Consider the following 13,853-nt stretch of genomic DNA (forward strand, 5'->3'; position numbering starts at 1 on the left):
CTGGCGGTGCCTGCGGGATCTGGAGAAACTGTACCGGAATTTGTGGCCTACTGAAACGCTTAAGTGGCTGGAAGAAGAAGCTTCAACCTTGTTTCGCGCCATTTGCACCCATTGTATTAAGGAGTATCAGGGGAAAAAGATTTTTGTCTGGTCCGTAGACGAGGAAGGGAACTGGGATGTGTACGACGAACCGCCGGGAAGTCTGGAGCTTTTGCCCTTTTTAGGCTTTTGTACCAGAGAGGATTCCATTTGGCAAAACACAGTTGAGATCCTGCGGAGTCCAGATTATGCATACTCTTTTGCAGGAAAGCCTTTTTCCGATATTGGCTGTCCCCATGCGCCCCACCCCTGGATACTGAGCGTTGCCAACGGGCTGATCAGCGGCAGGAAGGAAGCGTCTTTAGACTTTCTGCGCAGGGCTTCCATGGACAATGGAATTGCCTGTGAAAGTGTGGATGAAATGACCGGCGAATGTACCACGGGAGCAGCATTTGCGACCTGTGCCGGATTTTTGGCTTATTGCTTAATGGAAGGGTTGAATGAGGGAGGTGTGGAAAATGATTCAATATGAGCCATGGAAGATACGCTGTGAGGGCAGAGAGGACCCAAAGTTTTTGGAAAGCATATTCAGCCAGGCAAACGGCTATCTGGGGTCCCGCTGTGCATTTTACATGGACGGGGCAAAGGCCCACGAGCGCTGTAACTATCTGGCAGGCGGCTTTGAGTATATCGGTCCCGGTGTTACGGACATGGTGAACTTGCCGGATCTGTTTCACTTTCAGCTTTCCCTGGGGACAGGAGATTACCTATCCTTTTCCCAATCCCTGGATATGGGTAACGGCCTTTTTGAGAGGAAGTCGGTGTGGAAAGATAAGGAAGGAAGAGAAACGCAAATTGACATTTCCCGCTTTATCAGCATGGATAACAAACACTTATCGGCCCTTTCTCTGGAACTTACGGCCTTAAACTACAGCGGAAATGCAGCAGTTTTCATGGGGATAGACGGGAAAACCGTGAACCTGCCTGTGGATGACGACCAGACAAAGGAAAACTTGGATACCGTGTCTTTGCTCTCTGTTTCAGAGACGGAAACAGGAGAGGACTATTGTTTTTTAAAGGCTGACAGCAAAGCTTCCGGCCGTCTGCATGTAGCCATGACTGCCCGCATTTTTCAAAGCAAGGGCACGGCAAAGGACGCTTCGGTGACCGACTGCCCGGCGAAAGAACTGAACATTCCGCTGGTAAAAGGGGAAATGGTGAGAATCGAAAAGATTCTATATACGGAAGCAGTTTTTAAGGATTTAAAAGCAGCTTCCAAAGATTCCCAAACACTCCCTAAGGCTGGGCAGGACTTACGCCCCCACGTCGTAAACCATTCCTTTGCGGAATTGTTAAAGACAGCGAAGAGGCCTGGAAATCCCGATGGGACCAGGCTGACATACAGATCACCCAAAAAGGAACCACAGTTCCATTCAGTCCGCCCTGCGGTACAACTTATTTCAGCTTATTCAGAATTGCCCATACGACAATCCCACGGCCAGCATTGGTGCAAGAGGCTTGACCCATGGACGGTACAAGGCTGCTGCTTCTGGGACACGGACATTTTTCTGCTGCCGTTTTACCTGTATACGGACCCGCAGGCAGCAAGAGATTTGATCCTGTTTCGCTTAAACACCCTGCCGGACGCAAAGAAGAACGCAGAGGCGCTGAATCTGCCGGGAGCCAGGTATCCGTGGATGTGCTCCATAGGAGCGTAGAACAATGCCAAAGCTGGGACATCGGGCGCTGTGAGATTCACATTACCGCAGATGTGGCCTATGCCGTCCACAACTACTTAAAGGTTTCAGGAGATGAAACCCTGGGGCACCAGTCGGCGCAGCTGTATGTGGAAACTGCCAGGTATTGGGCCGGAAGATTTTCCTATGACCCAAGAAAGGACGTTTATAACCTGCTCTTTGTTAAGGGACCCGATGAATACTGCGGCGTCTCGGGAAACAACGCCTATACGGTACTTCTGGCCCGCCATAATCTCTGGCTGGCATTGGAGGCGGTCCGGAGAAAGGAAGCGGAAGCCAGTGCTCCGGAAATGAAAAAATGGCGGGATATCATAGAAAAAAAGCCAGGTTGAATACGATTCTGACAGGGATTTATACATTCAGGACGACAATTTCCTCCGGCTGGAGGCATTTCCAGGGAGAAAGGCCGGGGACGGAAGCGCAGCATACCACCAGTACGATTTCGACTGGCTCCAAAGGTATCAGGTGATAAAGCAGGCGGATTTGATACTGCTCATGGTCTTAAAGCCGGAATTGTTTACGAAACGGCAGCAAAAAGCTATATGGGACTTTTATGAACCGCTGACGCTTCATGATTCCAGCTTAAGCTTTGGGATTCACGCCTGGGCGGCGGCATATTTAGGCCTGGAGCAGAAGGCTTGTGAATATTTTGATAAAAGCCTGTTTCTGGATCTGGAAGACCGGATGAAGAATACGGGACGGGAAGGCATTCATTTGGCAGCAGTAGGCGCTACCTGGCAGGCAGTGGTTTTTGGTTTCGCAGGTCTGTCACTGGGAAAGGGCGGCAGGCCGGAGCTGGCTCCAAGGCTTCCAAAGGACTGGGAACGTTTATCTTTTCACTTTTATATAAAAGGAAAGCGGTACTTAGCAGTAATTGATGAAAAAGGCGGAAGGATAGAAGCAGAAGATAATAAAAAATAATAAGAAAGAAGGTGATTTTATGAAGCGGCCCGGTTTAAAGGATGTGGCCGAAATGGCGGGGGTTTCCATTGCTACGGTGTCTTATGTCATTAATAATACGCCCTCCCAAAGCTTAAGCACTGAAACGATTAAGCGGGTGAATGACGCCATAAAGGAACTGGGATACATTCCCAATCTGGCGGCCCGCACCCTGGTAAACAACAAAAGTAACTTATTAGGAGTGCTGATTCCCCAGACGGAATCAGGAAAAGAATTAATGTTTTCCAATCCCTTTTACGGTGATTTCATGTCGGCGGCGGAGTATACGGCCCGCAAAAGCGGTTATCACATTATGATTTCCGGAGCTGATTCCGGCCAGACTTACGCGGAAGTAGCCAGGACCCGGGGACTGGACGGCGTGATCGTGGTGGGAATGAATGATGACGAGGAATGCCGTCAGTTAAAAAAACTTAAACATCCCTGTGGTACTGGTAGACAGTTACTGCGAAGCTTCCGGCTTTCACAGGGTCAGCGTGGACGATATGCAGGGCGGGTACATGGCTACCAAGTATCTGCTTGAAAAAGGGCTTAGAAGAATTGCCCACGTGACCGGGCATGTCAAAGACAGGGGCGTGAATTTCCTGCGTTATAAAGGATATGAAAAGGCCCTGGGAGAGTACGGATTGAGTACAGAGGAATCCCTGCTATTGTCGGGAGAGGTGTCCTTTGAATACGGCTGTAAAATGGGGGAATATCTGGCGGGGCTGGCTGAGCGGCCTGACGGAGTGTTTGTTTGTGCAGACATTCTGGCGGTGGGCTTATGTATGGGACTGCGCGGGAGGGGCGTAAGGATTCCAAAGGATATTTCCGTCATAGGTTTTGACGATTCACTGCTTTCCAGAACCTGTGATCCGTCTCTTACCACCATACATCAGGATGTGGCGGCAAAGGGGATGGAAGCGGTGAAACTCCTGATAAATGAGAACCACACACTACAAAACAAGGTATTTCCATTAACTTTGGTAGAAAGGGGATCAGTGCGCTGATCCTTTTACGAAAACAAAGCAACATCCATTCTTTCTATTAAGGAGACAGTTTATTATGATGAAGTTAGCAAAAAGATATAAATGGGCCGTAAGTGCAATGGCATGTGCAGCAGTTTTACTCTCCGGATGCAGTTCCAAAACTGCAGAAAAACCCGCAGCCGGAGAAGAAGTTACAATCCGGCTGGATCAGTTTTCCGGCAGTGGCGCGTCTGAGGAAGCACTGAAAAAGATGATTGCGAAATTCAACGAGCAGTATCCGGACATCAAGGTGGAACTGCAAAGCTTTGGCTATGACGACTATTTCACTCAGCTGCAGTCCAAAATCGTCGGCGGCAGTGCGGCGGATGTATTTGAACTGAATTTTGAGAATTTCGTGGCCTATGCGTCGGAAGATGTACTTCTGGATGTGGGTGGTTTAATGGGGGAGGCTTCAGGCTTTAATCAGACGGCTTTGAAAGCCTTCCAGTACGAGGGAAAACAATTTGGAATTCCGAATTCCTTCTCCAATGTGGTGCTTATATACAACAAGGATTTATTTGACAAGGCAGGAGCAGAATATCCTACCGACGACTGGACCTGGACGGAAATGTTAGAGGCTGCAAAGAAAATCCGCGCCCTTTCCCAGGACACCTATGGTTTGTACCGTCCCGTAAGCTTCCATGAATTTTACAAAGGGGTGAAGCAGAACGGCGGAAGCTTATTAAGCGAGGATGGAAAGAAATTTACGGTCAATTTACCGCAGAATGTGGAAACGCTGGAAATCATGTCCGGTTGGGTGAAGGACAGCAATGTTATGCCCTCAGACGCACAAATGGGCGGCATGGGCGATTGGGATTTGTTTAAGACCGGACGTCTTGGCATGATTGTAACCGGAATCTGGGCCTTCAGTGACTTTACAGATAACTGCAATTTTGCCTGGGACGTAGCGCTTGAGCCGGGTAATACCACAAAAGCCACTCACTTTTTCTCAAATGCTTACGTGGTAAACAAAGAAACCGCCAATCCTGAAGCCGCTGCCGCTTTGGCCGCTTTCCTGGCAGGAAGCAAGGAAGCCGCACAAATCCGCGTGGATGCAAGCTGGGAGCTTCCGCCTGTTACCTATTCGGACGTACTGGATTCCTATTTAGAGGTCACTCCGCCGGAGAACCGGGAAGCTGTGTTTAAATCCCTGGATTATCTGGTAACACCGCCGGTGGTAAAACAGCAGTCTGAAATGCAGGAAATCATCACAAAGCACTTAAACAACTCCATTTCCGGGAACGTTACCGCTAAAGACGCACTGGATGAGTGTCAGGCGGAACTGGAACAGAAGATCAAATTAGACTGACGTTTATCGTGCCTGACAGGAGGGAACTGCTATGTATAAAAAACAGGGGGTAAAGGCCTTTTTCTTTCTTTTGCCAAGTATGGCCGGACTTGTGCTGTTTAATCTGATTCCGATTTTTGCCTCGTTGCTGCTTAGTCTCACCGATTGGTCGGGGATGAGCAGGGTAAGGCTGTTCCACGGTTTTTTCCAATTTGTCGGCGACAAGTTCGTGGGGTTTTCCAATTACTCCCAGCTTGTCAAAGACTCTGAATTCTGGGCGGTTTTGGGGCATAACGCCTATTTCATTCTGCTGTACCTTCCGCTGGTCCTGCTGTTTTCCTTAATGGTTGCCCTGATCATTCAGCGAAAGAGCCGCATGGCCCCCGTTTACCGGATGCTTTACTACATACCGGTTCTGACCAGCTGGGTGGCGGGAGCCTGATCTGGAAATGGATGTTAAGTCCGGAGTACGGGCCGATCAACAATGCTTGGCAGGCCTGGGGATTAAGGGGCCATTATGGCTCCAAAGCGAGGTATGGGCAATGCCTTCCATCGTCCTGGCCAGCGTGTGGAAGGACATGGGATTTTACGGAATGATACTCCTTAGCGGCCTTTTGGCCATAAATCCCGAGTACTACGAGGCCGCTGACATTGACGGGGCGGGATATTTTCAGAAGTTTAAAAGTATTACCCTGCCCCTGCTGTCACCGATTTTGTTCTACGTCATCATGCTGTCCCTGATCAATGCCTTTCAGCTTTTCCCGCAGATCATGGTCATGACCAAGAACGGCGACGCAGGACCTAACGGGGCCACCATGGTTATGGTGGAGCGGATTTACAAATACGCCTTTAAGTTTGGCCGTATGGGTTATGCAGCGGCATGGTCATGGGTGTTGTTTGTCATTATTTTTGCCTTTACCGCACTGCAGAACGTGCTGCAAAGAAAGTGGGTGTATTATGAGTCGTAAAGCGGTATCTGGAGTTTTATACCATTTGACGGCTGTCCTGCTATCGGTGGTGACCTTGCTTCCGTTTTTCTGGATGCTGTCTACTTCTTTTAAGGACTACGGCGCAATCATGGCCCTGCCCATACAGTGGATACCAAAAAATCCAACCTTTAAGAATTTCTCGGATTTATTCAGCAAAGAGGGAATGACCGTTTCCATGTTTAATTCCCTTGTGGTTTCCACTAGCTCTGTAGTCGTGACGATTATCAGTTCTTCTATGGCTGCCTTTGCCTTTGCAAAACTGGATTTTAAGGGGAAAAATGTCGTTTTTCTGGTTTACCTGGCAACCATGATGATTCCTTCCCAGGTACTGTTCATCCCTCTTTACTTACTGATGGGAGAACTGAAGCTGGTGGATAGCCTGGGGGCTTTGGTACTGCCAAGCGTGTTCAAGGTGTTTGCGGTGTTTATGCTGCGCCAGCGCATGATGACGATTCCTAATGTCTATATAGAAGCGCCAGCCATTGACGGCGCGGGAATTTTTACTGTCTTTGTACGGATCATATGCCCATGTGCAAGTCCAGCCTGGCGACTTTGGCGATTATCTGCTTTATGGATGCATGGAATGACTATCTATTGCCGCTGGTCATGCTGACCACAAAGACAAAGTTTACCCTGCCAATTATTTTAAGCTCCTTAAACGGGCAGTACAAAAGCGAATACAACTTACTCATGGCGGGGGCCCTGGTTTCCATGCTTCCGATTCTGGTGGTTTATGCTTTGGCACAGAAGTATTTTGCAGCAGGATTACAGGTAGGAGGTGTGAAAGGATGAAATGTTTGCTTGCTGGTCAGGCCGTTTACGGATTTGGAGAACGGTTTGACGCATTGAATCAGGAGGGCCTTGCCCGGGAAAACCACGTATATGAAACCTTTACCAATCAGGGGGCTTCCACCTATCTGCCCATTCCCTTTGCCTTGACGGACGGGGGCGGAGGGCTTTATGTGGATACACTGGAAAAGTTTACAGTTTTTACGGAAAAAAACCGATGAAGGAATCGTCTTTACCCTTCCGGACCAATACGATGTGCGGACATTTACTGGGAAGCCCTTAGAGGTTCTTAAAGAGTTTACTGCACTTACGGGGCGGCCCAGGCTGCCGCCGGACTGGGCCTTTGGCCTTTGGATGTCCGCTAACCGCTGGGATAGTCAGGCGGTGGTGGAAGAAGTGGTGGAAGAGGCTGTCAGGCAGGGGATGAAGCCCTCTGTGGTGGTAATTGAAGCCTGGAGTGATGAAGCCACCTTTTACCGCTTTGACAAAGAGCGTTTTCCTGATCCGGAAAAGATGATCCGGGACCTTCACGAAAAAGGAATCCGCCTGATTCTCTGGCAGGTTCCGGTTTTAAAAAAACTGGAGCCAGGGCGCACTTGTCCGGAGCACGAGGCAGACTGCGCTGAAGCGGTCCAAAAGGGCTTTGCTGTCACCAATGCCGACGGCTCTCCCTATCTGATTCCAGAAGGTCGCTGGTTCGGCGGTTCCATGATACCGGATTTTACCAATCCGGCGGCCTGTGACTGGTGGTTTGGAAAGCGGCAATACCTGCTTGACATGGGAGTGGACGGTTTTAAGACCGACGGCGGAGAGTTTGTATATGACGATGGCGCCCGCTTCTTTGACGGGCGGACAGGAAGCCAGATGAAAAATGGTTATGCAATGGTTTACACCAGAGCCTATACAGACTTTATAGGAGATGAGAGGATGCTCTTTTCCAGGGCCGGATACACGGGCGCCCAGACAACGCCCATGCACTGGGCCGGGGACCAGCAGTCCACCTGGGAAGAACTGCGCCATGTGGTGACAGCGGCTTAAACGCCGGATTGTCGGGTCTGCCCTTCTGGGGCTTTGACCTTGCGGGCTTTGCAGGAAAGTTGCCTTCCGCCGAATTGTATCTGCGATCCTTCTGCCTGGCCTGCTTTGCTCCGGTCATGCAGTGGCACTCAGAACCGGCTTCCGGCCAGTTTTCCGAGCTTCTGGCGGCTTCGGAAGAAGAGATCAATGACAGAAGCCCATGGAACATGGCAAAGGTAACAGGGAGGACAGAGGTCCTTGATATTTGCCAAAAATTTACAAAAGAAAGGGAGAGGCTGCTGCCTTATATTCTTAAGGAAGCAATGGTAAGTGCAAATACGGGCCGTCCCCTTATGGCCGCACTGGTGATTGACTGGCCGGAGGATAAAGAGGCCTGCGCGGTGGATGACGAGTATATGTTTGGCTCCCGGCTTTTAGTGGCACCGGTTTTAGAGGAAGGAGTGACAGGAAGGCAGGTGTATCTGCCAAAAGGAAATTGGAACGATTATTGGACAGGAGAACAAACGGTGGGTCCATGCCGTTTGTACAAAGAATGCCGGGCAGGAGAACTATTGGTCTGGCGTTTGAACTAGTTTAACTGAAAGAGAAACCATTTCACAAGGAAATAACACTTATGATAAATGGAGGGGAAATATGAGAAAGAAGCTTATGGCCATTTTACTGAGCATATGCTGTATTTTGCTTAATGTATCACCAGCCTTTGCGCTGGAAGGAACGTGGCACGATCCTTATGGATTAAATGATATTTATGAAATAGAACCTACTGAGCGTTCGCCAAGAACCCCAGTCGCAGGCCAGTCTGTGCGGATACACAGCACCACCTGGCCTGTGGAATCCGGACAAAAGGTTTGGATTTCCTACACTGTAAATGGCGTAAAAAAGACGGACATAGGCGCAGGCTGGTCCTATAACAGCGGGAATAATTCCTACTGGGAGGCGGATTTAGGCTCCTTTGCAAAAGGGGACGTTGTGGAGTATACGGTCCATGGGGACGCAAACGGCACAAACGCCAAAACCATCGGTCCCTTTACCTTTCACGTGACTGACTGGGAAAAAGTCAAATCCGTGTCTTTGAATTCCTATAATAACGGAACTGTGGTTTTTGATGTGACGGCTGATACGGGAAATTTCTCCCCTAAGCTGGCTCTTAGCTTTACGGACGAGGAAACGGTGCGTTTCCAGCTTTCACCAAAGGGAGACGGGAAATTTGCTTCCGGTATATCCGGTTACACTGTAACGGAAAATGCCGAAAAAGTGGAAATAAAAACCGGCAAGCTGCGGCTCACCGTCACAAAGAACCCATACGCCTTAGAGGTGTACAGCTGCGAACACAACAGGGTTTTGACTTCAAACGGCGGAATGGGTAAGGAGATGTCCTGGCTGACCGACGGAAAAGACGTGATCGGGCAGTTCCGGGATGGGTATCTCTCTCCTTCCGACGAGCATTTCTACGGTTTCGGGGAGCATTATAACGGTGCGGAGAAACGGGGAGAGGTGGTTGAAACCTATATTTACAACCAGTATCAGAACCAGGGAAGTAAGACCTATTTATCGGTTCCCTTTTTCGTTACCAGCAAAGGTTACGGAATTTACTTAAATACCACCTGTTATTCCAGGTTCGATATGGCAGCTGCCAATGGGGACCGGTATGTGTTTGAAGCGGACACGGAACATGTGGATTCTCCCCTTTTGGATTACTACCTGATCAGCGCAAGTACGCCTGCGAAAGTGGTGGGGAAATACAACACAATTTCCGGTATGCCCCAGGAGCTTCCCAAATGGGCCTTCGGACTTTGGATGTCCGCCAATGAATGGGATACCCAGTCAGAAGCGCTGGAAGCCATGAACCAGTCTAAAAACAACGACATTCCTGCTACGGTTTTAGTGCTGGAACAGTGGAGCGACGAAAACACCTTTTATATCTGGAATGAAGCTGCCTATACGCCTGTTTCAGGCTCGGCTGCTTTAAGCAGCTCGGATTTCACCTATGGATCCAAATGGCCCAATCCAAAGGCCATGACAGACACCCTTCATGAAAATGGCTTAAAACTTGTGCTGTGGCAGATCCCAGTTTTAAAATACACGCCTTACTCCTATGGGCAGAAAGACAATGACGAGGCTTATATGCTCCAGAAGGGATATGCAGTTTCCGACGGTCATAACGGGGCCTACCGCATACCCGAATCAGGGTGGTTCGGAAACAGTCTGCTGCTGGATTTCACCAATCCCGAAGCTGTAGAATGGTGGATGAACAAGCGGGCTTACCTTTTTGACGACATTAAGATAGACGGCGTAAAAACAGACGGCGGGGAAATGGTTTGGCGTAAGGACACCTCTTTCCATAACGGAGGTACTGACCTTTCCATGCGAAACGCATACCCTAACGCCTACATAAAGGGCTATAACGACTTTGTGAAGAAAAAAAACAGGGGAAGGAATCACCTTCAGCCGGTCAGGGACCGCAGGCGTTCAGACCTCCGGAGCCTTTTGGGCAGGAGATCAGACCTCCAGCTTTTCCGCTTTCCGGGACGCTCTCAGTGCCGGTTTAAGTGCCGGTATTTCAGGGGTACCGTTCTGGAGCTGGGATCTGGCCGGGTTTACAGGGAATTTCCCCTCTGCCGAGCTCTATAAGCGCAGTACCCAAATGGCTGCTTTTGCCCCGATTATGCAGTTCCACTCAGAGAAGTCCAATCCTTCTCCCAGTGAGGAACGCTCTCCCTGGAACGTTCAGAGCCGCACCGGTGACAACAGTATTGTTCCAATGTTCCGCAAATACATCAACACCCGCATGAACTTACTGCCCTATATTTTCAGTGAGGCGCAAAACAGTGCCTATGTTGGAACGCCTATGATGAGGGCCATGTTCTTAGATAATCCTGAGGATTCCAATACCTATGATTTAGAAGAACAGTATATGTTCGGCCGCAGCCTTTTGGTGGCTCCTGTTGTTCAGGAGGGACAGACCGTAAAAAGCGTATACTTACCGGAAGGGGAATGGATTGATTTCTGGCACAATGCCCTGACCCCGGGCGGCATAACGAAAGACTATTATGTGGATGTGAACTCTATCCCTGTTTACGTTAAGTCCGGCAGTATCCTGCCCCTTAACTTAAACAAAAACTATGAGATCGGCGGTTCCATAGGCAATGATGTGGAAAATTACGAGAACCTTACCTTCCGTATCTACCTGAAGGAGAAAGCACCTATACCTTGTCCCACAGTGACCGGAGTACCATGACCGTCCGGGCAGCCGAGAATTTTGCGGCAGGTACTGTGACCGTTGATCTGCCGGCCAGCCAGATTCCCATTACCACCCAGGTTTTTGGAACCAGACCCGGCGGAGTAAATGTAAACGGTCAGGCATTACAGGAAGTGAATACTCTGGACGGCTTTATAAAGGCGCAGAGCGGATACTACTATAACCAAAATGAAAAGCTTACCTATATCAAAACGACCTCCGGTTCTGTTAAAAAAATCGAATTAAAGGGCGTAAACAAAGCCCCTTATGAAGCGGAACACGCCTCCCTCAACCATGTATCAACCAACACGGATAAAAGCGGTTATTACGGGGAAGGCTTTGTGGACCAGTTTGCGGACAATGGCGACTGGGTGGAATTTGAGGTGTATTCAAAAGAAAAACGCACTGCTTCCCTGTCAGTCCGTTACTCTGCCGGAGTGACCGCCGGACAGCGTACCGTAAAGGTCAACGGGATAAACACCGGCACTTTGGCCCTGCCTGCTACTTCCGGCTGGAACGCCTGGAATACTGCAGACATTCCCATAAACCTAAACAGCGGCAGAAACACCGTCCGGATCTCCTATGAAAACGGGGATTTTGCCGGTATTAATCTGGACTGTATTATGGTTAAATAAGGGGGAGCAGCATGAAACAGAAAAAACGTTTTCTATCATTAAGTTTAGTATTTGCCTTATTATTTACGCTCTGTGGCCGGCCTCCCAGCCGGTCACGGCCAGGGCGGCTGTATCTGCTTTAGGTGACGTAACTGGCACACAGGTCAGCGGAACCACTCTGGTCCTTACTGTGGACAGCGGTTCCTCTCCTTCGGATAAGTTGACGCTGGAGGTTTGTGACGAAGACATTCTGCGGGTAAACTACCAGCCTGACGGAGTTTCTTCCAGTGAGCAGACACCCATGATCGATCCTGATCTTAAATGGGACGCAAGTGCTGCCGTCATTAATACGGCTTCCGATCCCATAACCATAAAGACGGACGAAATGCAGGTTGAAATCAACAAAAAGCCCTGCCGGATGACGGTTAAAAAAAGCCGACGGCACGACCCTGTTTTGGGAACCTCAAAGCGGAGGCGTTTTCCACGATGGCGTCCGTTTTGTCCGTCAGGATTCCTCCAACCTATACGGAATCCACAGCTTTGACTGTTTTGACGACAATGGCAATCTGCTGCGCAATGACAACACACAGGCGGCCAGGGCTGGCCAGCAGGGCAATTCAGGCGGTCCCTTCCTCTGGTCCACAGCAGGCTATGGTCTATTGGTAGATTCGGACGGCGGCTACCCCTATACCAATTCCAGGGATAAAAAGATGGAATTTTACTATGGGGGAACTCCGGTGGAAGGCCGCAGGTATGAAAAAAATAATGTGGAATATTACATTTTGCTGGGAGAGCCAAAAGAGATTATGAAAGGCTATTCCAGGATTACCGGAACCTCTCCCATGCTTCCCAAATGGGCACAGGGCTTTTCCAATTTTGAGTGGGGGATCAATGAACAGGAAATGATGGAAATGATTGATACCTACCGTGCAAAAAACATTCCCCTGGACAGCTATGCTTTTGACTATGACTGGAAGCTTTACGGACAGGATAATTATGGTGAATTTAAGTGGAATACAGGGAATTTTCCCTCTGCCGGAAGCGGTGCCTTAAAAAAACATCATGGACGCAAAGGGAGTGAAAATGATCGGCATTACCAAGCCCCGGATTGTAACAAAGATTTCCGGCGGTACAACAACCGCCCAGGGGCAGGACGCGGCCAATAACGGGTATTTCTATCCGGGACACAACGAATACGTGGATTATTTCTATCCTGTTACCGTGCGCAGTATTGACCCTTACAAATCCGGTGAGCGGGCCTGGTGGTGGAACAACTCCATTGATGCATTTAACAAGGGGATCGTTGGCTGGTGGAACGATGAAACAGATAAGGTTTCCTCCAATGGAGCTGAGTACTGGTTCGGAAACTATAATACCCTGCATCTTGCCCAGTCTATTTACGAGGGACAGCGGGAGTATGCCAAGGATAATGTCCGCGTGTGGCAGACGGGCAGAAACTACTATCCGGGTACACAGCGCTATGCCACCAGCATATGGTCGGGAGACGTTGCCACCCAGTTTTACAAGGGGGAGCGGGTTTCCTGGGCCGCCGGCTTAAACGAACAGAAGGCAGCCCTGCTTTCTACCATAAACAACGGACAGCCGAAATGGGGTTCAGACGGCGGTGGCTTTAATCAGAATTCCGGAAACATCGAAAACCCCAGTCCAGAGCTTTACACCCGCTGGCTCCAGTTTGAATCCGTTGTGCCTGTTTTCCGGGTGCACGGCAACTTAAACCAGCAGCGCCAGCCCTGGTATTACGGCTATACAGCAGAGGAAAATGTAAAATCAGCCATTCATTTACGCTACTCCCTGCTTCCTTATTTCTATTCCTATGAAAGAGAGGCTTATGAAAGCGGTCTGGGCCTGGTGCGCCCGCTGCTGTTTGACTATCCGCAGGATGATAAGGTAAAGGATTATTCTGACGCATGGATGCTGGGTGACTGGCTCCTTACGGCTCCGGTTACCGAGCGGGGACAGTCCTGCAAGTGGATTTACCTCCCGGAGGAAAATGGATCGACTACAACAGGGGAACTGCATATAAGGGCGGACAATATATTCCCTACAGCCTGGATACTCAGTCCTGGTCTGACCTTCCCCTTTTTGTGAAGGAAGGAGCCATTATCCCTTCACAGGA

General features: G+C 49.6%; 19 protein-coding genes and 1 pseudogene. All 20 read left to right on the top strand.

The features are described 5' to 3' along the window. Nucleotides 1-19: 19 nt before the first annotated feature. On the top strand, nt 20-571 hold the full coding sequence (locus JCM10519_RS26005; protein WP_347843210.1) for a glycoside hydrolase family 125 protein: 552 nt from the start codon (nt 20-22) through the stop codon (nt 569-571). Continuing rightward, nucleotides 558-1,757 (top strand): hypothetical protein, encoded by a 1,200-nt coding sequence (locus JCM10519_RS03630; protein ID WP_054737977.1) that lies wholly within the window; start codon nt 558-560, stop codon nt 1,755-1,757. Before JCM10519_RS26005 ends, JCM10519_RS03630 begins: the two co-directional genes overlap by 14 nt. Beyond that, nucleotides 1,733-2,128 carry a hypothetical protein gene (locus JCM10519_RS03635; protein ID WP_054737978.1) on the top strand — a complete coding sequence of 132 codons (396 nt, stop codon included), beginning with the start codon at nt 1,733-1,735 and terminating at the stop codon, nt 2,126-2,128. The genes JCM10519_RS03630 and JCM10519_RS03635 overlap by 25 nt, the downstream gene beginning before the upstream one ends. 49 nt (nt 2,129-2,177) lie before the next feature. Continuing rightward, nucleotides 2,178-2,717: a glycosyl hydrolase family 65 protein gene (locus JCM10519_RS03640; protein ID WP_347843211.1), complete on the top strand. Its 540-nt coding sequence runs from the start codon at nt 2,178-2,180 to the stop codon at nt 2,715-2,717. 19 nt (nt 2,718-2,736) lie between these two features. Beyond that, on the top strand, nt 2,737-3,276 hold the full coding sequence (locus JCM10519_RS03645) for a LacI family DNA-binding transcriptional regulator (RefSeq protein ID WP_054737980.1): 540 nt from the start codon (nt 2,737-2,739) through the stop codon (nt 3,274-3,276). Continuing rightward, nucleotides 3,230-3,742: a substrate-binding domain-containing protein gene (locus JCM10519_RS03650; protein ID WP_347843027.1), complete on the top strand. Its 513-nt coding sequence runs from the start codon at nt 3,230-3,232 to the stop codon at nt 3,740-3,742. Before JCM10519_RS03645 ends, JCM10519_RS03650 begins: the two co-directional genes overlap by 47 nt. A 55-nt stretch (nt 3,743-3,797) precedes the next feature. After that, nucleotides 3,798-5,069 (top strand): extracellular solute-binding protein, encoded by a 1,272-nt coding sequence (locus JCM10519_RS03655; RefSeq protein ID WP_054737982.1) that lies wholly within the window; start codon nt 3,798-3,800, stop codon nt 5,067-5,069. A 31-nt stretch (nt 5,070-5,100) separates the two neighbouring features. Further along, complete coding sequence (locus tag JCM10519_RS26010; protein ID WP_347843028.1) at nt 5,101-5,490, top strand: hypothetical protein; 390 nt, start codon at nt 5,101-5,103, stop codon at nt 5,488-5,490. 7 nt (nt 5,491-5,497) lie between these two features. After that, the gene (locus JCM10519_RS26015; protein WP_347843029.1) at nt 5,498-6,016 is read left to right on the top strand and encodes a sugar ABC transporter permease; all 519 of its coding nucleotides are present in this window, start codon (nt 5,498-5,500) and stop codon (nt 6,014-6,016) included. Beyond that, complete coding sequence (locus JCM10519_RS03665; protein ID WP_347843030.1) at nt 6,006-6,650, top strand: carbohydrate ABC transporter permease; 645 nt, start codon at nt 6,006-6,008, stop codon at nt 6,648-6,650. The genes JCM10519_RS26015 and JCM10519_RS03665 overlap by 11 nt, the downstream gene beginning before the upstream one ends. Further along, nucleotides 6,608-6,829, top strand: coding sequence for a hypothetical protein (locus JCM10519_RS26020; protein ID WP_347843031.1), 222 nt, complete (start codon nt 6,608-6,610; stop codon nt 6,827-6,829). Before JCM10519_RS03665 ends, JCM10519_RS26020 begins: the two co-directional genes overlap by 43 nt. Beyond that, nucleotides 6,826-7,047 (top strand): hypothetical protein, encoded by a 222-nt coding sequence (locus JCM10519_RS03670; protein WP_054737983.1) that lies wholly within the window; start codon nt 6,826-6,828, stop codon nt 7,045-7,047. Before JCM10519_RS26020 ends, JCM10519_RS03670 begins: the two co-directional genes overlap by 4 nt. Beyond that, the gene (locus JCM10519_RS03675; protein ID WP_054737984.1) at nt 6,998-7,864 is read left to right on the top strand and encodes a TIM-barrel domain-containing protein; all 867 of its coding nucleotides are present in this window, start codon (nt 6,998-7,000) and stop codon (nt 7,862-7,864) included. The genes JCM10519_RS03670 and JCM10519_RS03675 overlap by 50 nt, the downstream gene beginning before the upstream one ends. An 8-nt stretch (nt 7,865-7,872) precedes the next feature. Continuing rightward, nucleotides 7,873-8,436 (top strand): TIM-barrel domain-containing protein, encoded by a 564-nt coding sequence (locus JCM10519_RS03680; protein ID WP_054737985.1) that lies wholly within the window; start codon nt 7,873-7,875, stop codon nt 8,434-8,436. A 76-nt stretch (nt 8,437-8,512) separates the two neighbouring features. After that, a pseudogene (locus JCM10519_RS03685) lies at nt 8,513-10,619 on the top strand (TIM-barrel domain-containing protein); the annotation flags it as partial. 105 nt (nt 10,620-10,724) lie between these two features. After that, entirely contained in the window at nt 10,725-11,102 is a 378-nt protein-coding gene (locus tag JCM10519_RS26025) for a hypothetical protein (RefSeq protein ID WP_347843212.1), read from the top strand. Then, a complete protein-coding gene (locus tag JCM10519_RS26030; RefSeq protein ID WP_347843032.1) occupies nt 11,075-11,737 on the top strand; it encodes a CBM35 domain-containing protein in 663 nt (220 codons plus the stop codon). The genes JCM10519_RS26025 and JCM10519_RS26030 overlap by 28 nt, the downstream gene beginning before the upstream one ends. Next, on the top strand, nt 11,700-12,260 hold the full coding sequence (locus JCM10519_RS26035; protein WP_347843033.1) for a DUF4968 domain-containing protein: 561 nt from the start codon (nt 11,700-11,702) through the stop codon (nt 12,258-12,260). The genes JCM10519_RS26030 and JCM10519_RS26035 overlap by 38 nt, the downstream gene beginning before the upstream one ends. Before the next feature lie 115 nt (nt 12,261-12,375). Further along, entirely contained in the window at nt 12,376-12,882 is a 507-nt protein-coding gene (locus tag JCM10519_RS26040; RefSeq protein WP_347843034.1) for a TIM-barrel domain-containing protein, read from the top strand. Then, nucleotides 12,800-13,825: a TIM-barrel domain-containing protein gene (locus JCM10519_RS26045; protein WP_347843035.1), complete on the top strand. Its 1,026-nt coding sequence runs from the start codon at nt 12,800-12,802 to the stop codon at nt 13,823-13,825. The genes JCM10519_RS26040 and JCM10519_RS26045 overlap by 83 nt, the downstream gene beginning before the upstream one ends. The last annotated feature ends 28 nt before the right edge of the window (nt 13,826-13,853 follow it).

It is taken from the genome of Clostridium sp. NkU-1, from assembly GCA_001312405.1.